The 26,325-nt window shown below is 69.9% G+C and carries 22 protein-coding genes; 16 read left to right on the top strand and 6 right to left on the bottom strand.

Annotated elements, in window-relative coordinates; translation table 11 throughout:
* The first annotated feature begins 323 nt into the window (after positions 1-323).
* The 10 genes from ABZX22_RS41165 to ABZX22_RS41120 all read left to right on the top strand — a co-directional run bounded on the left by ABZX22_RS41165 (position 324) and on the right by ABZX22_RS41120 (position 9,396).
* Positions 324-719, top strand: a complete 396-nt coding sequence (locus tag ABZX22_RS41165; RefSeq protein WP_354921355.1) for a hypothetical protein — start codon at positions 324-326, stop codon at positions 717-719.
* Complete coding sequence (locus tag ABZX22_RS41160; protein WP_354921352.1) at positions 716-889, top strand: hypothetical protein; 174 nt, start codon at positions 716-718, stop codon at positions 887-889. Before ABZX22_RS41165 ends, ABZX22_RS41160 begins: the two co-directional genes overlap by 4 nt.
* Positions 886-1,200, top strand: coding sequence for a hypothetical protein (locus ABZX22_RS41155; RefSeq protein WP_354921349.1), 315 nt, complete (start codon positions 886-888; stop codon positions 1,198-1,200). The genes ABZX22_RS41160 and ABZX22_RS41155 overlap by 4 nt, the downstream gene beginning before the upstream one ends.
* 230 nt (positions 1,201-1,430) lie before the next feature.
* The gene (gene tgmA, locus ABZX22_RS41150) at positions 1,431-1,703 is read left to right on the top strand and encodes a putative ATP-grasp-modified RiPP (protein WP_354921346.1); all 273 of its coding nucleotides are present in this window, start codon (positions 1,431-1,433) and stop codon (positions 1,701-1,703) included.
* A gap of 3 nt (positions 1,704-1,706) precedes the next feature.
* Positions 1,707-2,690, top strand: coding sequence for an ATP-grasp ribosomal peptide maturase (gene tgmB, locus ABZX22_RS41145; protein WP_354921343.1), 984 nt, complete (start codon positions 1,707-1,709; stop codon positions 2,688-2,690).
* The gene (gene tgmC / locus ABZX22_RS41140) at positions 2,687-3,811 is read left to right on the top strand and encodes an ATP-grasp peptide maturase system methyltransferase (RefSeq protein ID WP_354921340.1); all 1,125 of its coding nucleotides are present in this window, start codon (positions 2,687-2,689) and stop codon (positions 3,809-3,811) included. The genes tgmB and tgmC overlap by 4 nt, the downstream gene beginning before the upstream one ends.
* A 983-nt stretch (positions 3,812-4,794) precedes the next feature.
* Positions 4,795-5,163, top strand: a complete 369-nt coding sequence (locus ABZX22_RS41135) for a plasmid replication, integration and excision activator (RefSeq protein WP_354921337.1) — start codon at positions 4,795-4,797, stop codon at positions 5,161-5,163.
* Positions 5,164-5,426: 263 nt separating this feature from the next.
* Positions 5,427-7,166 (top strand): FtsK/SpoIIIE domain-containing protein, encoded by a 1,740-nt coding sequence (locus ABZX22_RS41130; RefSeq protein ID WP_354921334.1) that lies wholly within the window; start codon positions 5,427-5,429, stop codon positions 7,164-7,166.
* Positions 7,163-7,528 (top strand): hypothetical protein, encoded by a 366-nt coding sequence (locus ABZX22_RS41125; RefSeq protein WP_354921332.1) that lies wholly within the window; start codon positions 7,163-7,165, stop codon positions 7,526-7,528. The genes ABZX22_RS41130 and ABZX22_RS41125 overlap by 4 nt, the downstream gene beginning before the upstream one ends.
* Entirely contained in the window at positions 7,525-9,396 is a 1,872-nt protein-coding gene (locus ABZX22_RS41120; RefSeq protein ID WP_354921329.1) for a replication initiator, read from the top strand. The genes ABZX22_RS41125 and ABZX22_RS41120 overlap by 4 nt, the downstream gene beginning before the upstream one ends.
* A gap of 511 nt (positions 9,397-9,907) precedes the next feature.
* On the opposite strand, the gene ABZX22_RS41115 is transcribed toward ABZX22_RS41120, so the two are convergent.
* On the bottom strand, positions 9,908-11,470 hold the full coding sequence (locus tag ABZX22_RS41115; RefSeq protein WP_354921326.1) for a recombinase family protein: 1,563 nt from the start codon (positions 11,468-11,470) through the stop codon (positions 9,908-9,910).
* A gap of 26 nt (positions 11,471-11,496) precedes the next feature.
* On the opposite strand from ABZX22_RS41115, the gene ABZX22_RS41110 reads away from it, so the two are divergent.
* Complete coding sequence (locus ABZX22_RS41110; protein WP_354921323.1) at positions 11,497-12,318, top strand: ATP-binding cassette domain-containing protein; 822 nt, start codon at positions 11,497-11,499, stop codon at positions 12,316-12,318.
* A complete protein-coding gene (locus ABZX22_RS41105; protein ID WP_354921320.1) occupies positions 12,315-14,525 on the top strand; it encodes an alpha/beta fold hydrolase in 2,211 nt (736 codons plus the stop codon). The genes ABZX22_RS41110 and ABZX22_RS41105 overlap by 4 nt, the downstream gene beginning before the upstream one ends.
* 315 nt (positions 14,526-14,840) lie before the next feature.
* On the opposite strand, the gene ABZX22_RS41100 is transcribed toward ABZX22_RS41105, so the two are convergent.
* Complete coding sequence (locus ABZX22_RS41100; RefSeq protein WP_354921317.1) at positions 14,841-18,083, bottom strand: BTAD domain-containing putative transcriptional regulator; 3,243 nt, start codon at positions 18,081-18,083, stop codon at positions 14,841-14,843.
* 306 nt (positions 18,084-18,389) lie between these two features.
* A complete protein-coding gene (locus ABZX22_RS41095) occupies positions 18,390-18,557 on the bottom strand; it encodes a hypothetical protein (RefSeq protein WP_354921314.1) in 168 nt (55 codons plus the stop codon).
* Between the two features lie 465 nt (positions 18,558-19,022).
* On the opposite strand from ABZX22_RS41095, the gene ABZX22_RS41090 reads away from it, so the two are divergent.
* From ABZX22_RS41090 to acs, 4 genes are all read left to right on the top strand, one after another.
* Positions 19,023-19,364 carry a metalloregulator ArsR/SmtB family transcription factor gene (locus ABZX22_RS41090; RefSeq protein WP_354921311.1) on the top strand — a complete coding sequence of 114 codons (342 nt, stop codon included), beginning with the start codon at positions 19,023-19,025 and terminating at the stop codon, positions 19,362-19,364.
* A 68-nt stretch (positions 19,365-19,432) separates the two neighbouring features.
* Positions 19,433-21,076 (top strand): SulP family inorganic anion transporter, encoded by a 1,644-nt coding sequence (locus ABZX22_RS41085; protein WP_354921361.1) that lies wholly within the window; start codon positions 19,433-19,435, stop codon positions 21,074-21,076.
* 174 nt (positions 21,077-21,250) lie between these two features.
* Positions 21,251-21,538, top strand: coding sequence for a hypothetical protein (locus tag ABZX22_RS41080; protein ID WP_354921308.1), 288 nt, complete (start codon positions 21,251-21,253; stop codon positions 21,536-21,538).
* A gap of 57 nt (positions 21,539-21,595) precedes the next feature.
* A complete protein-coding gene (gene acs, locus ABZX22_RS41075; protein WP_354921305.1) occupies positions 21,596-23,701 on the top strand; it encodes an acetate--CoA ligase in 2,106 nt (701 codons plus the stop codon).
* 124 nt (positions 23,702-23,825) lie between these two features.
* On the opposite strand, the gene ABZX22_RS41070 is transcribed toward acs, so the two are convergent.
* The 3 genes from ABZX22_RS41070 to gndA form a co-directional block, all read right to left on the bottom strand.
* A complete protein-coding gene (locus tag ABZX22_RS41070) occupies positions 23,826-24,053 on the bottom strand; it encodes a sialidase family protein (protein ID WP_354921302.1) in 228 nt (75 codons plus the stop codon).
* A 54-nt stretch (positions 24,054-24,107) separates the two neighbouring features.
* A complete protein-coding gene (locus ABZX22_RS41065; RefSeq protein ID WP_354921299.1) occupies positions 24,108-24,548 on the bottom strand; it encodes a hypothetical protein in 441 nt (146 codons plus the stop codon).
* Positions 24,549-24,855: 307 nt separating this feature from the next.
* A complete protein-coding gene (gndA, locus tag ABZX22_RS41060) occupies positions 24,856-26,280 on the bottom strand; it encodes an NADP-dependent phosphogluconate dehydrogenase (protein ID WP_354921296.1) in 1,425 nt (474 codons plus the stop codon).
* Between the last annotated feature and the right edge of the window lie 45 nt (positions 26,281-26,325).

Genomic DNA, 26,325 nt, shown 5'->3' with positions numbered 1-26,325 from the left:
ATCAGCCGGGTGATCGATTCCCGAGACGGAAGACGTGTGCTCTGGTTGGCGGCATCCGCTAGGTGTTTGGCCATGTCCCGTTGAGTCCACTCCCTTTTGCGTCGTTCAGCGCGTAGCCGACTGGCCCAGCTTGGAACATCGCTCATCGCGTGCACCTCGGGGGACGTGTGGGGGGATGGCTTGTCTCCCCTAGTCTCCCTCACTCGCACTGTTGGTGGGTGGACTGACGGGGATGAGATGGAGGGCGACGCCAAAACATGGCGGGACCCGCAGGCGCTGACACGCCGTACGGGTCCCTAAACCGCACTCTGGAGGTGCGATCTATGGCACAGCGTACGGCCATTCAGGTACGAGCCAATACCAGTCCTGGCAAACCTCCTGGAGCTCAGTCCGCCTACCGGCTGCAACTGGATTTGGCGGACTTCGGCATCAACTCAGACGTGCACGTCGGTACAGGCATCGCCCTGGTCTCCGTATGGGTGGACCTGGTGATCTGGGTCGAGTGCGCCTCGGAGGGATGGCGCTACCGCTGGTGGACCGGCCGTATCTCGTCTCGCAACCGTTACGTCTGGGCCTTCTGCCCGGCCGACGCACACCACACAGCGGCGCGACGGATCGCCATACGCTACCGCGAACTTCTGGCCGGTCATCCGCTGTCGGAGACCATCGCCGATCTCGCCGCGACCGCCGAGACGCCGGGGAACGAGGTAGCGCGGTGACTGAGGAGATCCCGTTCGTTCCCGGCTGTCAGGCCGCTCCCGCCGTTCCGTCGCGTGAGGTCACCGAGGAGGACCGGATGATGGCACGCCGCGTCGCGGCTGATGCGCGCGAGGCGCTGCGGCTGGTGCTGGAGCGGCTGCGGGCCGACCAGCCGGGGGGCCAGTCGTGATCAAGCGGGCGAGATTACGGGCGCTGCTGGATCGGTGGAGGCTGGCTTTCGGTGGGCCGCCTCCGCTGGTGGTCGGGTTCGTGATGAACGAGCTGGATCAGCATGCGGCGCGGGTGGTCGGCTCGACCCCGGTGCGGCGGGTGTGGCGGGGGGCTGCTTTGTGCGGCCGGTCGGTGCTGGTCTTCCGGGCTCGCAAGATCGGGTGGCAGGGCTGGGAGCCGAACGAGCTTGCATGCGCCGTGTGCTTCTTCCGCGCACATTGGGTGACGTCGGGGGAGGTGCCGGTGACCGGGCCGGACGACTCGTCGTAGGAGCTGGGCGGGGTGGTGCGGATGGCTGGCTCCTGGCGCGGGAGCGGACGGCGCATCGTCTCGCCCTCATTCGGGTGCGGCAGCGTGGTTGATCTTCCGATCCTTCAGGGTGGGCCGGAAACTGCCGATCCCACGCTGCCGTGCTCACCTCTTCTCTACGTTCAAGCTCGCCGTTCTCTCTTCCTCGCCATGGCTACATGATTCTCCAATCACAACAGAAGGGCTCAACAATGAACAAGGCGACCACTCTTCTCCGTCAGCCCTGGGGCTTGGGGCGTGCCACCGAACGCCTTCCCGAAGCGGCACTTCCCTACACAACAACCAGCCTCGACCCGGCGAGTCAGCTCACGGTCTTCTATGACGGCCGGGGTGGAATCGTCGATATGGGAAAGGGTTCAACCAACAGGGCGTACGCGACGATTACCAAGTCCCGGCCCGGCGACGGCTCCCAGAACGCCCCGAACGTGGCAGACGACTCCAATAACGACGTCGAAAGGGACTGATTCGTGCGCTCCACCAAGGACGCGATAGTGGTGATCACCTCGCCTGAGGACGTCACCGCCAATCTGGTGATCGCCTCCCTCAACGAACGAGGTGCCTGCGTCGCTCGCGTAGACCCGGCCGACGTTGGGTCTGGCCTGACGTTCGGCGCCCGCCTGGGAGGCGAGCGTGCAAGCTGGTCCGGACGTCTGCGCACAACAAGCCGGGACATCGCCCTGGAAGAGGTGCGGGCGGTCTACTACCGTCGCCCGTCGCCTTGGCGGTTCGAGACACTTGAGGCGCAAGCACGCGATTTCGCCATCACCGAAGCCCGACACGGCTTGCACGGCCTGATCACCAACCTGCCGAACTGCCGCTACGTCAACAACCCCGGCAATATCAGCAGAAGCGATTACAAACCGGCGCAATTGCAGATCGCGGCACAACTCGGGTTCGCCATTCCCGAGACGCTGATAACCAATGACCTGGAGGCGGCCAAAGAGTTCGCGATAGAACACGACCCGATCGTATACAAGTCGTTTCGCGGCATCCCGCACAAAATAGAAGGCAAGGTCGCGACCATCTGGACACAAAGAGTAGACTCCGGCGACCTCGACGAGTCCATCGCGGTAACGGCCCACATGTTCCAAGCAGAGATCCCCAAACACAGCGATGCCAGGGTGACCGTCGTCGGCTCTCACGTGTTCGCCAGCCAGATCACCAGCCCAGAGGGCATGCTTGACTGGCGGAGCGGAGACTGGGAAGCGCTCGCGCACACTCCCATCCGGGTACCCTCGTCGGTCGTAGCGCGCCTGCACGCTTACCTCTATAGCTTCGGCCTGGCCTTCGGCTGCTTCGACTTCGCCCTAGAAGAAACCGAAGGAGGCGTTGAGCCGTATCGATGGGTCTTCATCGAGTGCAACCCGAACGGCCAATGGGGCTGGCTTCCCGATGCCGAGGCGATAGCCGACGCCTTCGCTCACACCCTCCTGGAGGGATACACCGTATGAACCTCGCAGCCGAACTGCGTCACCAACTGGCCGACAAGATCGGCTCGGTGGCCTGGCACCCGGCCGTGGAGGCGGTTCCTCGCGAACTCTTCCTTGGCGAAGCGGTCTACCGGCTTGAACCGGAGCGCGGGTGGGTTCCGGTTCGCAAAGACGAGATGACCCCCAAAGAGTGGCTCACGCTGGCCTACACCGACGAGACGTGGGTCACCCAGATCGACGGGGTGATGGCAGAGGACGCCACCGAACCGGTCGTCATCCTGCGGCCCACCTCATCGTCTACCTTCCCCGGGCTGGTTGTGCGGATGCTCGAAGCCGCCGGGATCGGGGAGGGCGAGAGGGTTCTAGAGATCGGGACGGGCACCGGATACTCAACCGCGCTGATGTGTCACCGGCTGGGCCAAGAGGCGGTGACCTCCATCGAATACGATCCGGTGATCGCGGCCAGAGCCAAGGCCGCCATCGCGGCGGCCGGGTATGCGCCAACGCTCATCCAAGGCGATGGCCTTCTCGGCTACTACGCCAACGCTCCCTACGATCGGCTGATCGCGACGTGCTCAGTTCGCACAATCCCACCCGTATGGGTGAAGCAGGTCCGCGCGGGCGGAACGATCACCGCGCCCATGATGGGGTGGACGGGCGGGGCGGCCTTCGCACATTTGCATGTAAAGGACGACGGCTGCGCGAGCGGTCACTTCCTGCCCGAGGACGTCTACTTCATGACCGCCCGTCCGCACCTGCCGCCCTCGCGCCCGACTCTGGAACTGGGCCTGGGAAGCGTCGGTGACAGCACGCTCGACCCGTCCATACTCAAGAACGACACCGCGTTGTTCGTGGCTCAGCTCGCCGTGCCCCATGCACAACACGGGTGGGCGGAAGACATCCTGACGCTGCACGACGTCAGCACCGGATCTCAGGCCGACGTCAGGCCGTCCCCGACCGGTGGATGGGTGGTCCACCAGCACGGACCGGTACGCCTGTGGGACGAGGTAGCCAAAGCCATCACCGTCTGGCAGGACGCGGGCCAGCCTCATCAGTCTGGCTTCGGCCTCACCGTGGCTCAGGAGGAACAACGGGTCTGGCTCGGTGCCCCTGACGGACCAACCTGGAGGCTGCCCACATAGCCAATGCAGGCAACCCGGCCACCCCTCGACAGTTCGACGAGGGGGCCCTTCACGCCCAGGGCCGACGAACTTGGACTCGGGATCGTCTCTTCTGAGTACGGCCCCATGGCGCATCGGGCCTGTAGCGGTGTGGAGCGTGGGGGCCGGCGACATGACCGCAGGTCACCCGGAGGGCGAACGAAGTGAGTGTGGCCGGCGCGCACGCGGCGGAAAGATGATCACGAAGCGCCCCGCGGCGGCTCAGTAGTTGATCTTGCCGATTGTCTCGGAGTCGTGCGGTGGCTGGCGGTTGCGGGCGGCCTGGCCGCTCCCGGCCGGGACCGGCCCCCAGGCCGCATGCCCGGCCGGGGAGGGCGGCCGGTTTGGCCGCCCGCGCGGGCCGCCCTTGGGCGGTCCGCCTTGACTTCTATGAGAACAATTCGGCAGTGCGGGCCGGGCGACATGCGATCTGGGGGAGTTGTGGCGGGGGCTTTGCCGGATAGCGACACGGCGCGGCTGCTCGCATTGATACAACTGGGGTGCGGCGCCTCCGTTTGGAGAGGTCACTGCGTGGCGGGGTGCTCGTCGGGGGGTGTGCATCCCGCCACAGCATGCTTGATCGGGCGATTCGACCGGCGGCGGTTACCTGATCTTGAGAGTCTCCGGCCATGCGCTTTGTCCTCCATGCCGATGATTGCGGCGGATGCGCTGATAGAAAGAGTTCTGATCACCCACTCCGGAATGATCACCCCGTGGCGGGGTGCCATCCTTCTAGCGCAGGCCGGGCCCCCGCCACGGTCATCCGGATATGCCTTTTTCGGGTCGGCTGGAATAAGCGTTGAGAAAGCCGAGAATTTCGCGGGAATAATTCCGGGATTCGGGAACTCTGGCCGTGCCTCGTTCGTTCTCTATAGGCCAGAGCAATCGACCGAAGGAGGTGGTGTCACTTGTTACAGGGGCCGATACCGGTTCCACACGAGCTAGTGTTCCCCCACGGATGTTACGTGGTCGGGGACGTCAGTCCAGTACTCGACTTCGAGGCAAGCACACCGAGCAAGCCGGTCCCGGCTCGGGACAAGCTCACCAATGAGCTGATGTGGCAGGTCCCGGTCATGGACGGGGACCCTTCGGTGAAAGCGTCCGCTAAGTCGGTCGCTGTGAAGATCCTTTCGCCGGTTGAGCCGGTGATTCCTGAAGCTCCTGCGGCGTTGGCCGCGCTGGGGCTGGCGCTGGTGCCGGTGGAGTTTGAGGGGTTGATGGTGACCCCGTACGTGAACGCCTCCAACCGGTTGGCGTATTCGTTCAAGGCGCGGGGCCTGCGAGCGGCGGTCAGACCGTCCGGCCCATCAGGCGCGAAGGTCGCTACGTCGTAGCGGGTTGATGGCTCGCCTTGCCGGTGGGGCGCGGGCGGGTGGAAGTGGTCGCGATCCCGTGTTGAGGGAGACGCGTTTTTGATGGCGCGGTAGAGCCGCGCCGAGTAGGCCCGGCAGGGTAGGCCGCAAAGATGGCGGTGAGGCCCCTTGGGGGCCGGGCATCGGGGCGCGCAAGAGGGCCCGGACACACACAGATTCAGCCGTGATGCGGCGTCGTCGGCATCCGCTCTCTTGGCGGGGCGGGTGTCGGCGGTGCTGCGGCTGTGGGCGCGCGCTATCCGCATACACACAGATCACTTGTTTGGCGAGGTCGGCGACCGCATGCGCGGTCGTTGCGGTTCGTCGCCTCCGTCGTCCCTTCCCGCCTGTGTGGTGGGCCGGGGTCGGCGTGGGCGGCCTGGTCAAAGGAGGTGGTGCCCCAAGTGTTGCGCAAACTTCCCGGTGCAGAGGTAGACAACATCGTCGCGACCCGGCCGGAGACGTCGGTGGTGTGGCGGCCGACCGTGGTCAAGACTCCGGCGATCGTGGTCATCGTCGTCTGGCTGTGGCGGCTGATCTCCGGAACGATCAAGACTCTAGTACGTCACCCGGTCGCCTGCGCGGTCGCCGGTTCGGCCGGAGCGCTGTGGTATCTGGCGGGCTGGCGATGGCTGGTCGCCGCCTACGTGGCCTTCGGGGTCGGTAGTGCCTGCTGGGCGCTGGCCGATGCGGCGAGCTACGGCCGGTGGGTCGGCTGGCCGCTGGTGAGCTGGGCGCGCTGGATGTTCGTCTACCGGCGTCGCTGGCGGGCGGTGCTGGTCGGGGCCGGGCTGGGCGGCTCGTTCTGGGGCCGCGCCTACGTGCCGGACGTACGGCGGGTACGCAGCACGCGGCTGGCTGACCGGGTCACGGTCAAGATGCTGGCCGGTCAGTCGGATGAGCTGTGGGCGGACCGGTCGCCCAATCTCGCGCACGGGTTCGGCGCGGTCTCCTGCCGGGTGTCGGTGATCCGGCCGGGCTGGCTGCGGTTGACCTTCCCGCGTGCTGATCTGCTGGCGGTCACGATCACGGCGCGGCCGATCCCGCGTCGGCCGGTGACCGGGGCGGTGGAGATCGGCCTGGATGAGGAGGGGCGGCCGTTCCGGCTGAAGATCCACGGCACCCACGTGCTGGTCGCGGGGGCGACCGGGGCCGGTAAGGGGTCGTGGCTGTGGTCGGTGGTGCGCGCTCTGCTGCCCGCTCAGGAGGCGGGGCTGGTGCAGCTGTGGGGGCTGGACCCCAAGCTGATGGAGCTGTCCTATGGCCAGCAGCTTTTCACCCGGTATGCGGCGCGCCCGCTCGCGTGCGTCGAGCTGCTGGAGCTGGCCGTGACCTGGATGCAGGAGCGGGCCGACCGGTATGCCGGGGTGCGGCGCGACCACACCCCCACCACCGACGACCCGTTCGTGCTGGTGATCGTGGATGAGGTGGCGTTCCTGACCGCCTACCAAGCCGACCGGCAGTTGAAGGCGCGCATCCTGGCGGCGCTATCCACGCTGACCACGCAGGGCCGGGCGGCCGGGTTCGCGGTGATGGCGGCGCTGCAAGATCCGCGAAAGGACGTGCTGGCGATCCGCAACCTGTTCCCCGATCGGGTGGCGCTGCGGCTGGACGAGCCGGAACAGGTGGACATGGTTCTCGGTGACGGTGCGCGGGATCGGGGCGCGCTGGCCGATCAGATCCCGCGTGACCCCGATGATCCGGCGGTGGGGGCCGGGATCGGTTACGTGCGGCTGGAGAACAGCCCCGACCCGGTGCGGGTGCGGGCGGCCTACGTCAGCGATGGCGATATCAGGCAGATGGTGGCGCGCTACTGCGTGCCCATGGACAAGCGAGGAGGCAGAGATGGCGAGGACGGCGGCGGCTGCGATGGCGGCCAACCAGACGACACAGACGGCGGCACGGGCGAAGAAGGCGGCGAGATGGGCGGCGGCAAGCGGAACGGTCGGCACGGCAGCGGTGAGGAAGGGGGTGGTGCCCTATGACGATCTGGGTGGCCCTGAACGGGCTTCGGTGCGCGCTGTGCGGCACTGAGGGGAGCCTGTGGCAGGACGAGGTCCGGCTGATCGTGGAGTGCCGCGAATGCGGGCACCGGGCGATGGTCGGGCGGGAGTACGACTTCGGCGACGCGGTGGAGGAGGTGGCGGCGCGGCTGGGCGGTGACGACGACTGGCCGTACGGCGAGGACCTGGACCGCGTCTGCCTGCGTAGGGCGTTCCGGGAAGAGTTCGGCGAGGACCTGGACGACGACCTGACCGACGAGCGGTATGGGGTCTGGGGCGCCTGGGAGGCCGACGAGTACGACACCAGACGGGACAGCGGCGCCGATGCTTGGGGGGCCGCTTGAGCGATACCGGGCAGGACAAGGCGCGGGCTGGCGCGCGAGCGGGGGCACTGGGGGCGCTGGCTGAGGCGGGACTGCTGGAGCTGGAGACGGCGCGTCAGGTCGCCATCGATAACGGGGTCTGCGTGCGGCCGTTGGCCTTCCGGGTGACCGATCGGCATAGCGGGGCTGATCGGGTGGTGAACGTGGCGTGCGGGGCGCGGTTGGAGAGCAAGTGTCCGCCGTGCGCCAAGCGGATGCGGCAGTTGCGGGCGGCGCAGTGCCGGGAGGGCTGGCATCTGGAGGCCGAACCGGAGATCGAGCCTGGGCCGGGCTCGCCTTGGGACGGCAGGGCATCAGAAACGGGCAGCGGGACGGCGGGCGGTGCGGCAATCGTGCCCGCTCGTGAGGTGGACGAGGATGAACGGGCGTGGCTGCATCAGTTCCGGGACGAGCTTCGGGCGCTGCGCGATGCCGCGATGGCGGCGGGCCGGGCGGATGAGGCAGGTGACTGGGCGGCGGCGCTGGCCGGGCATGAGGCGGAGATGCGCGCCCTGGGCGTCTGGTCGGATGGCGGCGACGCATCAGGTGGGGCGCAGACCGACAGCGGCACCGATGACGGGACGGCGGGGGCTGTCTCGTCTCGGCGGGTGCGCTCCACGCGGCGGCGGCAGGACGCCCCGGCCTTACCCAAGCGGGTGATGCGGGCGACCACGCTGGGCCGGACGTTCACCGGGCGGGACGGCAAGGTGTTTCGGCCGTCGCTGTTCGTGACGCTGACGCTGCCGTCCTACGGCCGGGTCAGAGACGGGGCGCCGGTGGATCCGGACGGTTACGACTATCAGCGGGCGGCACGTGATGCGCTGCACTTCGCCAAGCTGGTGGATCGGCTGGTGCAGAACCTGCGGCGGGTGGCCGGGTTCGAGGTGCAGTACTTCGCGAGTGTGGAGCCGCAACGGCGGCTGGCTCCGCATCTGCACATGGCGATCCGGGGCACGATCCCACGTGCTGAGCTGCGGCGGGTCATCGCGGCCACTTACCACCAGGTGTGGTGGCCACCGACCGGCGTGGTCGTCTTCGAGGGCGATCACCTGCCGGTGTGGCGGGAGGAGGTGGGCTACCTCGATCCGGCGACGGGTGAGGTGCTGCCCACCTGGGAGGAGGCGTTAGACGCGTTGGGAGCCGACCCGGACGCCACGCCTCTGCATGTGATCCGCTTCGGCGAGCAGGCCGACATTCAAGGCGTGCTGGCCGGGACACCGGATGCGGACATGCGGGTCCGCTATCTCACCAAGTACCTGACCAAGAGCCTCGGCGATCCGCTCAACGATGACCCGGGAGAAGGGGCGGACGGCAAGCGGGCGGCTCGGGCGCGGCGGGCGCATGCGCGGCGGCTGCTGGAGGTCTTGCGGTGGGAGCCGTGTTCGCCGGGGTGCGCGAACTGGCTGCGTTTCGGGGTGCAGCCGAAGAACGCGCGTGCGGGGATGGTGCCGGGGCTGTGCCGGGGCAAGGCGCATCGGGCGGCCTATCTCGGCTATGCCGGGCGGCGGGTGCTGGTCTCGCGTAAGTGGACGGGCAAGACGCTGGGCGGCTACCAGCGGGCGCGGCGGGCCTGGGTGCTGGAAGCGCTCGGCATCGCCGAACAGGAGGCGAGCGAGCCGGGCCGGTACGTGTGGCAGCAGCTCAAGCCGGATGACCCGCGTCTGGGGTCGCTGGCGGTGCGGTTGCTGCGGATGGTCGCCGAACGGCAGCGCGGCCGGGAACGGATCGCCGACGCCCAAGCGAACGAGCCCACTGGGGAAGGGGGTCAATCTTTCGGCAACGGCTTGGCGCGGGGGCCAAGCCCGCACCGGGCTGAGGCTGCGGGGCACGCCGGTCAGGGGTCAGCGTGAGGGCCGCCACCAGAAAGGCGTGCCGGAGGCGCCGCTTCGGGGTCGAGTTCTTCCACCCTGTGATCATCGGCCGGCCGCGAGCCGGAGGTCAGCCACCACGAACCCGAGGGCGGGTGGGCGGGATGGCCAGGCGCGCGGACACGGTCATGATCATCTCGGTGCGGGTCGCTCGGGGGCGGCTTGCGGTGATCACGCCGAGACGGCTCGGTCACCCGGGAGCCGGGTGGTCGCATGGCTGATGCATCCCTGGCCCGTGACCGCAGGCAGCAAGGGCACGCATCACAGCGGAAAGCTCGTCGGCGCGTGGCTGCCGAAGAGTCGCAAGCAGATCACCAGGACGTGGACGCTTACGTCAAGGAACTGGTGGAGGGCTGGCCACCGCTGACCGATGACCAGCGACACCGGTTGGCGCTGCTGCTGCGCGGGACGTAGGCGGGCACATGGGCGGGTGCACCTCTTGTCAGTCTGGGCCGACTGGCAAGGGGTGCGTTCGCTGTGTGGCGGTGTGGGGTCATGCATGCTGGACAGGCTTGATCGCTACTCTCTGCATGACCGAAGGACGACGGCCACGCCCGACCGGTAGCAGAGTGATCGTCACCAGCATGCGCAAGATCTCCCGCTTGCGTCCTCGGCTGAGCCCTGCCCAGGTCTTGGCCGCGTCATCACTGATCGCGAACTCCTGCAACGGGTGCTCGGCTGCCGCCTCGATGATCTGCTGGCTGATCTCCGCGCGGCGCTTGTCGATCTCGGCTTGTGCCACCTCGGCCGCCGCGACGCTCAGCCCTTGCCCGCCGCGTCTGCGCCTGGCGAGCGACAGACCGATCTCTGTTTCGTCGGCGTCCAACAGCGCGAGTTCCTCGTGCAACGCGGTCACGTCGATGGGCGCGTGTTGGGGCAACAGCTCGGCGATGTCCTGGCGCGACAGCCGCGCGATCACCACGCGTTCCACGTAGTCGTCCACCTCCTTGGCCGGATGCTGACAGTGGCCCTTCTCGCGACACCGGTAGACGGGATCGCCGCTGGAGTTGTTACGCACGGTCATGGTGGCCGGATCGCCCGCCTTGTCACGATGGCCAGCCTCGGCGCACATGCCGCATTGGTAGATCAGGCTGCCGAGCCACTTGGGCGTGTTGCCGGGGCTGGTCTTGCGCGTGGGATCGCTGAACCGCGTGATCAACGCCTGCCGCTCATCCTCGGTGATGATCGGCGGATAGGCGTTCCGCTTGACGATCTCTCCCCGGTAGACCGCGTGCCCCGCCGTGCGCGGATTGGTCAGGATCTGCTGCACCGTGCGCGAGTTCCACCCCTGGTGCTTGACCTCCTGCCCCTTCCTGCGCAACGTTCGGGAGTCCTTCTGCGCGACCGTGGGCACCCTGCGGGCGGCTAGGTCGGCAAGGAGTTGGCGCATGGATACCCCCGACAGTAACTCGCGCTTCCATCGCCTGATCTCCTCGGCTTCCTGCTCGTTGTGCTGGTTCATATCAAGCACCGGAACATCGCGGTACTCACGCAGTTCGGGCGATTCCTTGGGGTTGAGGCAGACGCGACGCACCCGCCCGGTCTCCTTGCCCCAGCCGAACGGGCGGACGCCACCGCCGTACGCGCCGGTACGTGCCTGCCGCTTGCGCGCCACCACCACGCGCTCGCCTCGGTGCTCGCTCTCCTCCTGCGCGGTCACCGTGTCTCGCAGCAGGTCCGCCCGACCGGCCGCGCGGGTCAGGCGGTACTCCCCGCCACGCTTGACGCTGAACAGCCGCACCCCGCACTCAAGAGCGATCTTGATGAACCGGTTCGCCTCGTCCACGTTGCGATGCAGGCGGTTGGCGTGCCACACGATGATCACGCCGACGATGCCCGCGCGAATGTCAGCGATCATCCGGTCATACTCGGGACGTTCGGCAAACGACCCATCGGCGCGCGCCTTGGCCGACCGGTCGTTGTCGCTGTATGTCGCCTCGACAGGGAACCCGATTTCCTCACCGAACTCGACATCGTCGAGATGGTGACTCTCGACCCCGATACCCGCGCCGGACTTGTCGTAGCTGATGCGAGTGTAATCAACGGTGATCTTCATCGCGTCTCCCTCGTTCGCCCTGGCCAGTGCCCCTCTCTACTCCAAAGATACGCCTTAATCAGTTAGTCGGTAAGTCCACCACGATGCGGGCCATCCTCGGCCTGGAGGCCCCGCAGGCCGGCAGCGCCCTGGTCGCCGGGCGGCCCTACGCCTCGCTCAAGCGCCCGCTGCTGACGCTGGGGGCGCTGCTGGATGCGGGAGCCGTACACGGTGGCCGCACCGCACGAGCGCACGTGGCGTGCGTGGCGCGCAGCAACGGCATCGGCCTGGCCCGCGTGGACGAAGTGCTCGATCGGGCGGGGCTGACATCCGTGGCGGGCAAGCGGATCGCGAAGTTCTCTCTCGGCATGAAGCAGCGGCTCGGAATCGCGGTGGCGCTGCTTGGCGACCCGGAGGCGCTGATGTTCGACGAGCCGGTCAACGGGCTGGACCCGGAGGGTGTGCGGTGGATCCGCGAGCTGATGCGCGCGCTGGCCGCGGAGGGCCGGGCGGTGCTCGTCTCCAGCCATCTGATGGCGGAGATGGCCATGACCGCCGACCACGTCGTGGTGGTGGGGCGCGGCCGGTTGATCGCCGACACGGCCACGGCGGCGCTCGCCGAGCGGTACCGGCGCGACGTGCTCGTTCGCGCCGCCGACCCTGCGGCGCTGGCGATGGTCCTGCGGGCCGACGGGGGCGTCGTGCGGGCGGAGGACGGGCTGGCGGTGACCGGGCTCGAGGCCAGGCGCATCGGTGAGCTGGCCTTCGCCCACGGCATCGCGCTGTACGAGCTCACGCCGCGCGAGGCCTCCCTGGAAGAGGCGTTCATGGAGCTGACCGACGACAGCAGGGAGTACGTGACACGATGATGGACGCGATCGCGGCGGAGTTCCTGAAGTTCAGAACGCTACGCGCCAACCTCTACCTGCTGATCTCCTCGCTGGCCGCGGTGGGCCTCAGCGCGGGCGTGGCCTTCCTGGTCGCGCGCGGCTTCGACAACCAGCAGGGGGCGGACCTGCGGCGCTTTGACAGCTTGGGCGACGGGCTCGGCACCGGGCTGCCCTTCGCCCACCTCGTGATCGGCGCGCTCGGTGCGCTGTCCGTCACCACCGAGTACGGCACGGGCCACATCAGCACCAGCCTGACAGCCGTCCCGGCCCGCCGCACCTTCCTCCTCGCGAAGGTCCCGGTCCTGGTGGCCGTGAGCCTGGTCGCGGGGCAGGTGCTGGTCTTCGGCATGTACGCCGCCACCATGGCTGTCCTCGGCACCAGAGCGGACACGGTTCTGCTGGGCGGGGAGACGCTCGGCGCCTCCCTGTCCGAGCCCGGCGTCCTGGCGGGGCTGCTGATCACCGGTGCCTCGATGCCGCTGGTCGCGCTCATCGGGCTCGGGCTCGGCACGGCGATCCGTTCCACGGCGGGCACCCTGGTCACGCTGACGGCCTTGCTGCTGATCCTGCCCGTCGCCGCACAGACACTGCCGCGTCCGCTCGGCTACCAGATCGGCGCGTACCTCGTCGGGGCTCTGCCCGCCCAGATCGCGGCCGACGGTCTGCTCAGCCCGATCGCCGCGGGCGCGTTGCTGGCCGCCTACACCGTGGCCGCCCTGGCCGCCGCGGTAGTCGCCATCGCGCTGCGCGGACACCGCATCCGGCCGCTGCTGGCAGGTTCGGCCGCCACCATCGTCCTGGTGGGTGCCACATCCGTATCGGCCGCCGCCTCTCCCACATCCACCTTGGCGTGGAAGCCCTGCGGCAAGATGCTCTGCAGTGAGATCCGCGTCCCGGTCAACTGGGCCGAACCCCAGGGCCGTACGATCACGCTCCCCCTCGCGATGCTGCCCCACACCGGTAGGCGCCACCGCATCGGCGTGCTGTTCTCCATCCCCGGCGGACCCGGCGGATCCGGAGTGCAGGACCTCGAGCGGCACGCGGGCAGCTTCGCCCAGATCCGCGACAGCTTCGACGTCGTCAGCCTCCTGCCGCGCAACGGCGTCGAGTTGGGCGTCCTCGACCAGGACTGCCTCACCACCGGCCCGTGGATCACCACGGCGGACAACGAGCGCGAGTGGGCCGCGCTGGCCCGCTCGAACCGGGCGGCCGCCGAGCGCTGCCGAGCCGCCGACCCCGAGCTGTTCGCTCACCTCGACTCCGCCTCGTTCGCGCGCGACATCGACGCGATCCGTTCGGCGATGGGCGAGCGGCAGTTCACCTTCATGGCCACCTCCTACGGAGGTGTCCCCGGAATCGCCTACGCCAGGCTCTTCCCCAGCCGGGTACGAGCGATGTACCTGGACGGGATCGTCAACACGCTCCGGGGCAAGAGCGAGGGGGATCGGGCGCGATACACCCTCATGGAGGCGCAGTTCACCCGCTTCTCCCAGTGGTGCGCGCACGACTCCGCCTGCGCGCTGTATGGACGCGACGTCGGCACGGCCTGGAACGAACTCCGCTTCGCGGCCGACCGCTCTCCCGTGCCCGCCGAGAAGGGCGTCGTCTACAGCGGCTTCGACATCACCGTGGCCGCCATGCCCGACATCGTCACGCCCGGCGAGGACAACGCCCGGTGGAAGGAACTGGCCCAGGCGATCAGGCGGGCGGAAAAGGGGGACGCCACCGGATTCTCCGACTACGTCAAGGCGGGAACGCTGGGCAGCCTGAAGCCGCCCTCGACCGTCGGGATGAACATGACCCATTGCCTGGACGGAATCGGCTACCGCGACTACGCCGAGTACCGCCGCCTGCGGGCCCTGGGCGACCGGATCGCGCCGCACCTGTCCGGTAACGAACTGTGGCACCCACTGGGCTGCGTGGGCTGGCCGGAACCGGTCCGCAACCCCGCCGCTCCTCTTCCCGCGGATCGGTTGCCGCCGTTCGTCGGCGCCGGAACGTGGACCGACTACGCGGACACCGCCGACCTCGCCCTCCGGGTACCGGGATCGGGCACGATCCGCTTCGAAGGGTCTGGGCACGGGCTGTACCACACGGGTGACCCGTGCACGATCGCGCACGCCAACCGGTACTTCATCGACTCCCGCGTGCCGCCCAGGAACACCGTCTGTCGCGCGGAGAGTTGATCCGTCGTGCGGCACGATGCCGGAGACGACGCGGCGAACCTCTGAGAGTGCCGGTGCCCGAAGTCGCTTCTGAGATCAGGGAAGGGGCCGAGGGCGGGGCGTCGACAACGCCGGTCCGCTGAGCGACACGCACGGCCGCGACTACAAGACCCACCTCAAGACCCGAGCATCGGGGTTATGACCCGCTGCCCACGCGGGCGCGCTTGTCGGACAGGTCCAGACCGGCGATGTCCAGGCCGAGGATCTCCGGCCTCCGGGCGCGGCGCTTGGGCAGGTGGGCGCAGCCGGGCAGGCCGGTCCAATTCCGGGGGCCGATCAGTAGGGCAGCGCGTCGGGGATCTGGTCGCGAGGCGTTTCGCGCCCGCGTCGATACGCCCGGTCGAATGCCGTGTCGCCGAGCTCGCCGCGCGCGTCAGCGGCCGTACGCGCCACATCAGGCGCGTCGGGCAGGCACACCCCGCGTAGCGACACCGCCGCGCCGAGCAGGAACGCCGCCCGCGCCGCCGCCCCCTCGCGCAGCGTCAGCTCGGCCATCGCCTCGATCGCGCCCGACGCCCCCGGCAGGTCGAGCACCGCGACGAGCAGGTCGTGCGCTTCGCGCAACGTGGCGCCGGAGCGCTCCAGCCGTCCCATCCCGATCAGGATGCGCCCGCGCGTCTCGTTGGCGCCCAGCCAGTGCGCCTCGCAGTGGGCCAGCGCGGCGGCGTAGCGCGCGGCGGCCTGCTCCTCGTCGCCTGCCAGCCGTGCCACCTCCGCCAGCCCGTAGGTGGCGACGGCCACCGCCTCAGACACCTCCAGCCGGCCGGCCATCGCGACGGCCCGCTCCAGCTCGGCCCGCGCGGCCTCCAGGTCGCCCGCGCGGGCCAGCTCGGCGCCTCTGCGCGACAGCACGAGCGCCGTGTCCTCCGCGGCGCCGAAGGGCGCGATCACCTCCAGCGCCTCACCGGCCGTCGCGATGGCCACCGCGTGATCGCCGCGCCAGCCGGCCAGCTCGGACAACTGGAGCATCGCCTGGCCCACCCCCCACCGGTCGCCGGCCACGCGGAAGGTGTCGAGCGCCATGCGCAACTCGCGCTCGCCCGCGTCGACCTCGCCCGCGCCCAGACGGAGGTAGCCGACCAGCAGCCTGGCGAAGGCCCTGGTCCACGGGTCGGAGGCGGTGGTGGCCGCCAGCAGCGCGGGCAGCATCGTGGTGTAGTCGCCCTCGGCGATCGACGGGTAGGGCCTGACCATGGCCACGAGCGGGTTGCGCGGCGGCTGGGACAGCCCGCCGGCCAGGCGCTCGGCGTTGGCCAGGATGTCGCGCAGCTCCTGCGTGCCCGGCTTGCCGCCCGCGGCCAGTTGCAGCGAGCAGACGATGTACTCCTCCACCAGGCTCGGCGGTGGTTCGGGCCCCACCAGGTCGAGCACCTCTGCCGACACGGCGGCGCCTTCGTGCCTGATGCCGCGCAGCCACCAGTACATCCACAGGTCGGCCACCAGCCGCAACGCCGGCTCGACCCTGCGGGTGTCGATCGTCCAGCGCAGCGCCGCGCGCAGGTTGTCGTGTTCGGCGCCGAGCTCCGCCAGGCGACGCAGCTGGTCGGGGCCTCTCAGCTGCGGCTCGGCCGCGGCGGCCATGGCGGCGAAGCATTCGGCGTGCGCCTGCCGTACCCGCTCCTCCTCGCCCGTCTCGGCCAGCCGTTCGGCGCAGAAGGCCCGGACGGTTTCCAGCATCCTGACGCGCCCGCCGTCGGCCTGCAGGATCGACTTGTCGACCAGGGCGGTCAGCAGGTCGAGGTCGCCGCCGCAGACGCGTTCGGCGGTGTGCGCGGTCGCGCCCGAGGCGAAGACCGACAGGCGGGCGGCGAGCTCGCGTTCGGCCGGGTCGAGCAGGTCCCAGCTCCAGGCGACCACGGCGCGCAACGTGCGATGGCGGGGCAGCGCCGTACGGCTGCCGCCGGTCAGCAGGCGGAACCTGTCGTCGAGCCGGGCGGCCACCTGCTCGGGGGTGAGCGCGCGCAGCCGCGCCGCGGCCAGCTCGATGGCCAGGGGCAGGCCGTCGAGGGCGCGGCAGATACGCAGCACGGAGGGCAGGTTGGCGTCGGTGACGGCGAACCCGTGGCGTACGGCAGCCGCCCGGTCGGCCAGCAGCCGCACGGCCGGATGCTCGCGCGCCTCGGCCAGCGACAGGTCGTGCAGCGGCCGGGGGAGAGGCGGGACCGGCAGGACCTGCTCGCCGGGGATGTGGAACGGCTCGCGGGAGGTGACCAGCATCCGCACGCCCGGGCACTCGGCGAGGATCCGGTCGGCCAGCAGGGCGGCGGGCTCCACGAGGTGCTCGCAGTTGTCCAGCAGCAGCGTGACGGCATGGCCGGCGAGAGCGGCCACCAGCGCGTCGGCGGGCGGCTGGATCGTGGGGACGGTCAGCGGGCGCGGCGGCTCGGTGTGGGTGTGCGGGAGGCCGAGGGCGGTGAGCACGGCCGCCGCGACGTCGGAGCCGGGGCGCAGCGGGGCCAGTTCGACGAAGCAGACCTCGCCGAGACCCGCTGCCGCCTCGATCGCGAGCCGCGTCTTGCCCGCGCCGCCGGGACCGCTGAGCGTCACCAGGCGGCTTTCCCCGAGCAGCTCGCGCACCAGCAGCACCTCCTTGTCGCGGCCGACGAAGCTGGTGCGCTGCGGCCGTGGGCCGCGCGGGCGCAGGGCCGAGGTGCCGGGGAGGGCGGGCCCGCCCGAGGGGGGTGCCGCCGTCACCCAGGCGTTCGGGGGCGCTGCTCCGGTGGCGACAGCGGGTGAGGCACCCGGGAAGGAGGCAGCCTCGCTCGCGGGAGCCCAAGCCTCGGGACGGTCGGCCGCGGGCCGGCGGTGCCCGGGGGCGTGCGTGTCGCGGAGCAGGCTGAGGTGCAGGTTCGCCAGCGCCGGTGAGGGGTCGGCGCCCAGCTGGTCGGCCAGCGTCCGGCGCGCGTCCTCGAAGGCCTCCAGCGCCTCGGCTCCGCGGCCCGCCGCCGCCAGGGCCCGCATGTGCTGCCCGCGGAGCCGTTCGCGCAACGGGTGACGCATGACCAGCCCGCCTAGCTCGGACACCAGCTCGCCCACGGGCACCGACCCCTCGAGCAGATCGGCCTCCAGCCTGTCCTCCAGCGCCGCGAGCCGCAGCTCCTCCAGCCGGGCCGCCTCGCCCCCCGCGAACGGCAGGTCCAGCACGTCGGCGAGCGCGGGACCGCGCCACAGGGCGAGCGCCTGGCGCAGCAGCCGCGACCGGTCGGCGGGGCCGGGCGCCCGTCTGGCGTCGGCGACCAGGCGGGTGAACAGGTACGCGTCGACCTCCAGCGGATCGACCACCAGCCGATAGCCGGCCGCGGCAAGCTCCAGCGGCACGCCGACGACCGCACGCAGCCGCGACACCTGCGACTGCAGCGCGTTGATCGTGCCCGCCGGGCCGTAGATGTCGCCGATCAGGCGCTCGACCGACACGACCCGCCCCGCCTCCAGCGCCAGGAGCACGAGCAGGCCGCTGAGTCTGGCGCCCCGCACGGGGACGCCGAACACCTCCGTGGGGCCGAGCACGCCGAATCGCATACCTAGATTGTCGTCGGCGGGGCGGAGCGCGGCGTTTTGGAATCCGGTTCTGTGGATAACCTCGGGGGCATTCTTCGCCGTGCCGACAGCGAGCACGTCCCTGCTCCGCATGGGTGACGGTCATCGCCGACCCGGCGACCGTGCCTTGCGACGACGGAGACAGCCGACGTGCTGGCCGGGTGGTCTGGACGATGGCGGCAGGCTCGCCGCGCGGGTCATGCCGGCAGCGATGGCCGGCCTCGCGATCGGCGATCCGATTCCGATCAGCCTTTACGGCAGAAGGCCCGGCTGGTCGATCACCCACAACTATGTGCCGTCATCCTGCCGAGGAGCCACCTCGACGGTGACACCGCCGCCGGGCAGGCGTACCGAGGTGAGCGCCAGGTCGCCGCTACGCGGCGTGGGCTGCTGTTGGCCAGGGGCAGAAGTGGGCGCATCGGCGAGCAAGCGCTCATACGCCTGGCGGATCTCCATGGCTCCCTTGGCGACCTGGCCGTTCGGCGCCGATCCGGGTGGCGAGCTGTCTGGTCGACAGGCCCGGCAACGGTGATCGCCGCCTGGGAGTGGTGGAGGTCGACTCCCCGTACATGGTCGCTCCGGCGCAGGCCGGCCAAGGTCGCGCTGTCGGCGACGGATCGGCCCCATCTACTTCGCGAATTGCGAATGTTCGCAATCCATTACATTATGGAGTGGACTTCGAGACGGTTCGACGGATAGGGGTGCTGTGAGCGGGTCTTTCGCTGCGGCGGTCAGACAGCGGGCACGCCGGGCGAGCGCGGCGTTGGAGGCGGCCCGCCACGGCGATGATGCCGACGCGCTCGCGTTGGCCGAAGCCGAATGGGAGCACGTGACACGGCTGGCGCGCACGCACGGCATAACGATCGGCTCGTCCGAGGCCGGGCAAGGTGAGGCTGATCCGGCCGGGGGGAGCGGGCTGTGATGTCGGTGCCGTTGTATGAGGCCAAGGCGGAGCTGTTCCGGCTGCTGGGCCACCCGGTCCGGATCCGGGTGCTCGAGCTGTTGCAAGACGGGCCGAAGCCGGTGCGGGACCTGCTGGCGGCCATCGAGGTCGAGCCGACCGGGCTGTCGCAGCATCTGGCCGTGCTACGCCGTTCGGGTATGGTCAGCGCGCACCGCGACGGCTCCACCGTCGTCTACGCCCTGGCCGGCGGGGACGTGGCCGAGCTGCTGCGCGCGGCCCGCCAACTGCTGACGCACAAGCTGTCGGGGCAGAACGAGCTGCTGAGCGAACTGATGCAGGCGGAGGCCGGCGCCTCGTGACCTCCCTGTTGCCGGCCGCCTGGGCCCGCCTCCGTTCTGTGCTGCCCGAACGTGGCGAGCTGGCCGCGATGGGCCGCCATCCCCGGCGTGATCTGCTGGCCGGGCTCACAGTGGCGATCGTGGCGTTGCCGCTGGCGCTGGGCTTCGGCATCTCCTCCGGTCTGGGCGCCGAAGCCGGGCTGGCCACCGCGGTGGTCGCCGGGGCGCTGGCGGCGCTGTTCGGCGGCTCCGGCCTGCAGGTGTCGGGGCCGACCGGCGCGATGACGGTGGTGCTGGTGCCGATCATGCACGCCCATGGCGCTTCGGGGGTGTTGACGGTCGGCGTGCTGGCCGGGCTGCTGCTGCTCGCGCTGGCGCTGGCGCGCGCGGGCAAGTACATGGCGCTGGTGCCGGCGCCGGTGGTGGAGGGCTTCACCGTCGGCATCGCCTGCGTGATCGGCCTGCAGCAGATCCCGGCCGCGCTGGGCGTGCCGGCCCCGGAGGGGGACAAGGTCATCGGCGTGTCCTGGCAGGCCGTCCAGGACTTCCTCGCCCATCCACGCTGGTGGGCGCCGGCGCTCACGCTGGCCGTGGCGGCGACGATGCTGCTGGGCGCACGCTGGCGGCCGACCCTGCCGTTCTCGCTGCTGGCCGTCACGGTGGCCACCCTCGTCGTCGAGCTGGCCGGCCTGCCGGTGGCCCGGATCGGCGACCTGCCTGCCGGGCTGCCCGCACCGTCGCTGGCCTTCCTCGAGGTGGGCGCGCTGGGTTCGATGATCGCCCCGGCGATCGCGGTCGCCGCCCTGGCCGCGCTGGAATCGCTGCTGTCGGCCGCGGTGGCCGACGGCATGAGCGTCAACCACAGGCACGACCCCGACCGGGAGTTGTTCGGACAGGGTCTGGCCAACCTCGTCGCGCCGCTGTTCGGCGGGGTGCCGGCCACCGGCGCCATCGCCCGCACCGCGGTCAACGTCCGCTCCGGCGCCTCCTCCCGGCTGGCCGCCCTGGCGCACGCGGGCATCCTGGCCGTCATCGTGTTCACCGCCGCCGACCTGGTCGCCAAGATTCCGCTGGCCGCGCTGGCCGGCGTTTTGCTGGCCACCTCGGTGCGCATGGTGGAGGTCGGCTCGATCAAGGCGATGATGCGCTCGACCCGCGGCGACGCCGTGGTCCTGGTCCTGACCGCGATCGCGACGCTGGCGCTCGACCTGGTCCAGGCCGTCATCGTCGGCCTGGCCGTGGCCGGGGCGCTGGCTCTTCGCGCCGTCGCCCGTGACGTCCGCCTCGATGAGATGCCGATCGCCCACGACCTGCCCGGCGACCACACCGAAGACGAGCACGCCCTGCTCGCCGAGCACATCGTCGCCTACCGGCTGGACGGGCCGCTGTTCTTCGCCGCCGCGCACCGTTTCCTGCTGGAGCTGTCGGAGGTCGCCGACGTCTCCGTGGTGATCTTGCGGATGTCCCGCGTCACCACCATCGACGCCAGCGGCGCCCTGGTCCTGGGCGATGCCATCGACCGCCTGCAACGCCGGGGCATCACCGTCTATGTCTCCGGCATCCGCGACGGCCACCATCAGCCCCTGCACGCCCTTGGCGTCATCGCCCATCTCGATCAGGCAGGCCGGGTCTTCGCCACCACCCCCGAAGCCATCGCCGCCGCTCGCGACCAACTCCACCACGCCGGCCTCCTGCCTGCTCCCTCCCGCCGCCACCCCGTCCTGCCCCACTGAGGCAGCCAGAAGGGGGGCCGGCGGGATCGCCCCGCCCGCCCACGGCGGCAAGACAAGGGACGGCTCGCCCGCGCTGGACAGGACGACGCGAATTCCTGCCAGAGCGCAGGTAGTCGCCGATCGGCCGGCGGAGTTACGATGTGCACCTCCCAGACTCTGGGAGGTGCGGCCGAGATGACACAGCAGTATCTCGCGGGCGAGTTGTCGCAGCTCTTGGGACGGTTGGGGGCCGCCACCACGAGCGAGGCGGCTGCGCGGGCGGTAGGCCTGCTGCGGCACGAGGCCGAGACACAACCGATCAGTGCGCTGACCGCGGTGACCGTGCAAGCCCTGGCATTGACGGACAGGCTGTGTTGGGAATCGCTTTCGCTGGCCGATACGTCTACCTTCGCCCGTCAGGCGGAGATCAGCGCCGCGCTGCACGAGTTCGGCGTCTGCGCGGGCTGGCTGGAGGACGACTGACGACACGGATCGTGGCGGCTGATCGGTCACACTCTTGACATAGCGGAGGGTTCCGCGATGACGGCAGAAAATCCCTCGGAAGCCCAGATCGCCGTCCACTGGCGCGAAGAGGACTATTACCAGCCCCCGGCGACCTTCATCGCCCAGGCCAACGCCGCGGATCCGGCCATCTTCGACCGGTTCGCAGAAGAGCGTTTCCCCGAGTGCTTCAAGGAATACGCCGATCTGCTCGACTGGGACGCCTACTGGCACACCACGCTGGACACCAGCAACCCGCCGTTCTGGAAGTGGTTCGTCGGCGGCCGGCTCAACGCGTCCTACAACTGCGTGGACCGGCATCTGGCCAAGGATCGCAACAAGGCCGCACTCATCTGGGTGCCGGAACCCGAGTCCGAGGACCCACAGGCCGTCACTTACCAGGAGCTGTACAAGCGGGTCAACGAGTTCGCCGCGCTGCTGCGTGACTTCTGCGGCCTCAAGACGGGCGACCGGGTCACCTTCCACCTTCCGATGGTGCCTGAGCTGCCCGTCTCCATGCTGGCCTGCGCCCGCCTCGGGGTGATCCACTCGGAGGTGTTCGGCGGGTTCAGCGGTACGGCATGCGGTGACCGCGTCGCCGACTCCGGCAGCCACATCCTGGTCACGATGGACGGCTACTACCGCAACGGTGAGCTGGTCGACCACAAGTCCAAGGCGGACGAGGCCGTGGAGGCCGCGGCCAAGCTGGGCGTCGAGGTGGAGAAGGTGCTCGTCTGGCGGCGGCGGCGCGGGCAGTACGCCTCCAAGGCGGCGATGATCGAAGGGCGCGACTTCTTCGTCGACGAGGTCATGGGCGACTACCGCGGCTCGCTCGTGGAGCCGGTCTCCATGCCCGCCGAGGCGCCGCTGTTCCTGATGTACACCAGCGGCACCACCGCCCGGCCGAAGGGCTGCCAGCACAGCACCGGCGGCTACCTGGCCTACGTGACCGGCACCTCGAAGTACTACCAGGACATCCACCCCGAGGACACGTACTGGTGCATGGCCGACATCGGGTGGATCACCGGCCACTCCTACATCGTGTACGGCCCGCTGTCGCTGGGGACCACCAGTGTCGTCTACGAAGGCGTGCCGACATATCCGGATCCGGGACGCCCATGGCGCATCGCCGAACGCCTTGGCGTCACGATCTTCCACACCGCGCCGACGGCCATTCGGATGCTGCGCAAGCTCGGCCCTGACGAGCCGCTCAGGTACAACTACCGGTTCAAGCACATGACCACGGTCGGCGAGCCGATCGAGCCGGACGTCTGGCGCTGGTACCACGACGTCGTCGGCAAGGGCCAGGCCGTCATCGTCGACACCTGGTGGCAGACGGAGAACGGCGGGTTCCTCGGCAGCACGCTGCCGGCCGTACATCCCATGAAGCCGGGCAGTTGCGGACCGGGGGTGCTGGGTGTCTATCCGGTGATCTACGACGAGGATCGCAACGTGGTCGAAGCAGGCAGCGGAAAGGCCGGAAACATCTGCATCCGTAACCCGTGGCCGGGCATCTTCCAGACCATCTGGGGCCAGCCGGAACGGTTCGTCGAGCTGTACTACGCCAAGTACTGCGCCGACACCGACAGCAAGGACTGGCACGACTGGCCGTACCTCGCCGGGGACGGCGCCACGCTCGGCGCCGACGGCTACTTCCGCATCCTGGGCCGCATCGACGACGTCATCAACGTGGCCGGCCACCGGCTGGGCACCAAGGAGCTGGAGTCCGCGGCCCTCACGGTCGAGGAGATCGCCGAGGCCGCGGCCGTCCCGGTCATGGACGAGCTGCGCGGCCGGGCGGTGGAGATGTACATCGCCCTGAAACCCGGCATCGCGGCCAGCAAGGACATCGAGGACAAGGTGGTCGCCGCGATCGACAGCCGGATCGGCAAGATCGCGCGGCCGAAGAACGTGTGGACCGTCGCCGACATGCCCAAGACCCGCTCCGGCAAGATCATGCGCCGGGTCATCGCCTCCATCTCCAACTTCGCCGACGTCGGCGACATCACCACGCTGGCCAACCCGGAGATCGTCGACGACATCCGCCACCGCGTCCAACGCGAGAAGAGCGTGCGCGGTGAGGTGCCCCGCGAGCTCACGTCCCAGGAACGCGAGGAGATCGAAGCTTACGGCCAGACCGACTAGCGACGCGGTCCTGGTCAGGTGGAGGTTGTGGCCGTTCTGGCGCAGGACGACGGCCCGGTGGGCATCGCGACCGCGAGCACGATCACCATCGGCATCCGGCGTCAGCTCCCTGCCCGGCGTGTCATCACGCGGCCCCGCCATCCATGGCAAAGAAGCCTTTAACGTAATAATTCGGGAGCTGGGGGTCCAAGGTCATCGGTGCCCAGGTGAGCCCCCCGTCCGCGCTCGTCGACGCCACCGCGTAGGCCGCGTGGGCACGGGACCTCGCGTCCCTGTCCTCCGGGGACGTGCCGCCCCGCAGGTCGAGCGCCCTGGCCGCCATCGCCAGGCCGCCCTCCTGGGAAGGCGTCACCCGGGGTTCCTCCACCCCGATGCCCGGCGGCGGCTGCGCCGATCCGCCCGGGCGTCAGGTCCGCGGGCCCGTCGAGCGGAGCACTCCTGCCCGCGTCCCGCCGCAGGTCCACCGCCAGTACGGCAGCAGCCACGCCCCGTCGTGCTTGATCGGTTTCCCGTCGACGACCACACGCCGGCTGTTGGGCGGCACGTCGACCGTGATGGGAAAGTCGTGCCAGCCGGCACCCGCGTCCGTACTGCGCCTGGCGACCATGCTGACAGGGAATCCGTCGACGTTCCCCGTCCGGTCGCGGTCCTCGGTGATCGTGATGCGTCCCAGGAGGGCGTAAATCACACCTGAGCCGTTGAGTAAGACGACATAGTGGCAGCGGTGCGTGGCCGCCAGCAGGTCGGCGTCCGGCACCGCGATGTCCCGCACCCTGTCGCCCTCGTGCGCCGGTTCCCCGTCGGCACACCTGTCCGCCGTGCTGAAGACCGTCACGGGCGTGCCCACGCACGGCCCCACCGCGTCCGACTCCGGCCAAGTCTCCCACCCGTCTTCCGTAGCCGCCCCGCCGCCGGGTGTCCGTGATCACCTGACGTTCACGTGCCCGTCCCCTGACGGCAAGCATCCGGAAGCCCACCGTAGTCACCGGTGACCCTCTGTCCATGCACGCCACTCCAGCGGGACGTCGGTGCTCGCCGTTACATCGGGCTCGTACCCCTCCACTCCTACAGGACGCGGGGTAAAGACGTGGAAGACCACAAAAAGCCCCGCAGCTCGGACGCTGCGGGGCTAGAAATCTACAACGTAAAGGCGCTCACGCCGGGTGCTCGGCCCGGTCTCCCGACCAGTCGGTGTGGAAGGCGCCCTCCTTGTCGACCCGGTGGTAGGTGTGCGCGCCGAAGTAGTCGCGCAGCCCCTGCACGAGGGCGGCCGGCAGCCGGTCCCTGCGCAGGCCGTCGTAGTAGGCCAGCGCCGAGGAGAACCCGGGCGTCGGCACGCCGATCCGCACGGCCGTGGACACCACCCGCCGCCAGGCGTCCTGCGCGGCGGCCAGCGCGCCCGCGAACCCTTCGTCGGCCAGCAGCGTCGGCAGCGCCGGGTCGGCGTCGTAGGCGGCGCGGATCCGGTCGAGGAAGCGCGCCCTGATGATGCAGCCGCCGCGCCAGATCGTGGCCATCGCGCCGAGGTCGACGTTCCAGCCGTACTCCTTCGAGGCCGCCGCGATCTGGTCGAAGCCCTGCGCGTAGGCGACGATCTTGGAGGCGTACAGCGCCTGCCGTACGTCCTCGATCAGCTCCTTGCCCGCGACGCCGGCCTGCGCGGGGCCGCGCAGGTCACGGGCGGCCGCGCGCTGCTCGGGGTGGCCGGACAGGGCGCGGGCGAAGACCGCCTCGGCGATGCCGGTGACCGGGATGCCCAGTTCGAGCGCGCTCTGGACGGTCCAGCGGCCGGTGCCCTTCTGCTCGGCGCGATCGACCACGACGTCCACGAACGGCCGGCCGGTCTCGGCGTCGACGTGGTCGAGCACCTCGGCGGTGATCTCGATGAGGTAGGAGCCGAGGTCACCCTCGTTCCAGTCGCGGAACACCTGGGCGAGCTCGGCGGGGGAGGCGCCGAGCGCCTGGCGCAGCAGGTCGTAGGCCTCCGCGATGAGCTGCATGTCGGAGTACTCGATGCCGTTGTGCACCATCTTCACGAAGTGGCCGGCGCCGTCCGGGCCCACGTAGGTCGCGCAGGGAACGCCCTCGACCTTGGCGGAGATGTCCTCCAGCATGGGGCCGAGCGCCTCGTACGACTCGCGGGAGCCGCCCGGCATGATGCTCGGGCCGAGCAGCGCGCCCTCCTCGCCGCCCGAGATGCCGGCGCCCACGAAGTGGATGCCGCGCTCGCGCAGCGCCGCCTCCCTGCGTCTGGTGTCCTCGAAGTGCGCGTTGCCGCCGTCGACGATCATGTCGCCCGGCTCCATGAGGTCGGCCAGCTGGTCGATGACGGCGTCGGTGCCCGCGCCCGCCTTCACCATGATGATCGCCCTGCGTGGTCGTTTGAGCGAGGCGACGAAGGCCGCCATGTCCTCCGCGGGCAGGAAGGTGCCCTCACCGCCGAACTCCTTGACCAGCGCCTCGGTACGGCCGTGCGAACGGTTGTGCACCGCGACCGCGTAGCCGTGGCGGGCGAAGTTGCGGGCCAGGTTGCGGCCCATCGTGGCAAGTCCGGTGACGCCGATGTCTGCCAGATCCATGTCAGCTCCTCTTGCGGAGATACGCATCCTTCACGTGATCGGTTT

The sequence above is a fragment of the Nonomuraea sp. NPDC003804 genome (assembly GCF_040610675.1).
Classification (GTDB): Bacteria; Actinomycetota; Actinomycetes; order Streptosporangiales; family Streptosporangiaceae; genus Nonomuraea.
Note: the sequence above shows the minus strand (reverse complement) of the source record. Positions and strands in the feature narration are given on the sequence as shown.

Excerpts from the sequence above, each read along its gene's own strand:
- ABZX22_RS41165 (WP_354921355.1), top strand. The coding sequence starts at position 324 with ATGGCACAGCGTACGGCCATTCAGGTACGAGCCAATACCAGTCCTGGC.
- tgmA (WP_354921346.1), top strand. The coding sequence starts at position 1,431 with ATGAACAAGGCGACCACTCTTCTCCGTCAGCCCTGGGGCTTGGGGCGT.
- tgmC (WP_354921340.1), top strand. The coding sequence starts at position 2,687 with ATGAACCTCGCAGCCGAACTGCGTCACCAACTGGCCGACAAGATCGGC.
- ABZX22_RS41125 (WP_354921332.1), top strand. The coding sequence starts at position 7,163 with ATGACGATCTGGGTGGCCCTGAACGGGCTTCGGTGCGCGCTGTGCGGC.
- ABZX22_RS41115 (WP_354921326.1), bottom strand. The coding sequence starts at position 11,470 with ATGAAGATCACCGTTGATTACACTCGCATCAGCTACGACAAGTCCGGC.
- ABZX22_RS41105 (WP_354921320.1), top strand. The coding sequence starts at position 12,315 with ATGATGGACGCGATCGCGGCGGAGTTCCTGAAGTTCAGAACGCTACGC.
- ABZX22_RS41100 (WP_354921317.1), bottom strand. The coding sequence starts at position 18,083 with ATGCGATTCGGCGTGCTCGGCCCCACGGAGGTGTTCGGCGTCCCCGTG.
- ABZX22_RS41095 (WP_354921314.1), bottom strand. The coding sequence starts at position 18,557 with ATGGAGATCCGCCAGGCGTATGAGCGCTTGCTCGCCGATGCGCCCACT.
- ABZX22_RS41090 (WP_354921311.1), top strand. The coding sequence starts at position 19,023 with ATGTCGGTGCCGTTGTATGAGGCCAAGGCGGAGCTGTTCCGGCTGCTG.
- ABZX22_RS41085 (WP_354921361.1), top strand. The coding sequence starts at position 19,433 with ATGGGCCGCCATCCCCGGCGTGATCTGCTGGCCGGGCTCACAGTGGCG.
- ABZX22_RS41080 (WP_354921308.1), top strand. The coding sequence starts at position 21,251 with ATGACACAGCAGTATCTCGCGGGCGAGTTGTCGCAGCTCTTGGGACGG.
- acs (WP_354921305.1), top strand. The coding sequence starts at position 21,596 with ATGACGGCAGAAAATCCCTCGGAAGCCCAGATCGCCGTCCACTGGCGC.
- gndA (WP_354921296.1), bottom strand. The coding sequence starts at position 26,280 with ATGGATCTGGCAGACATCGGCGTCACCGGACTTGCCACGATGGGCCGC.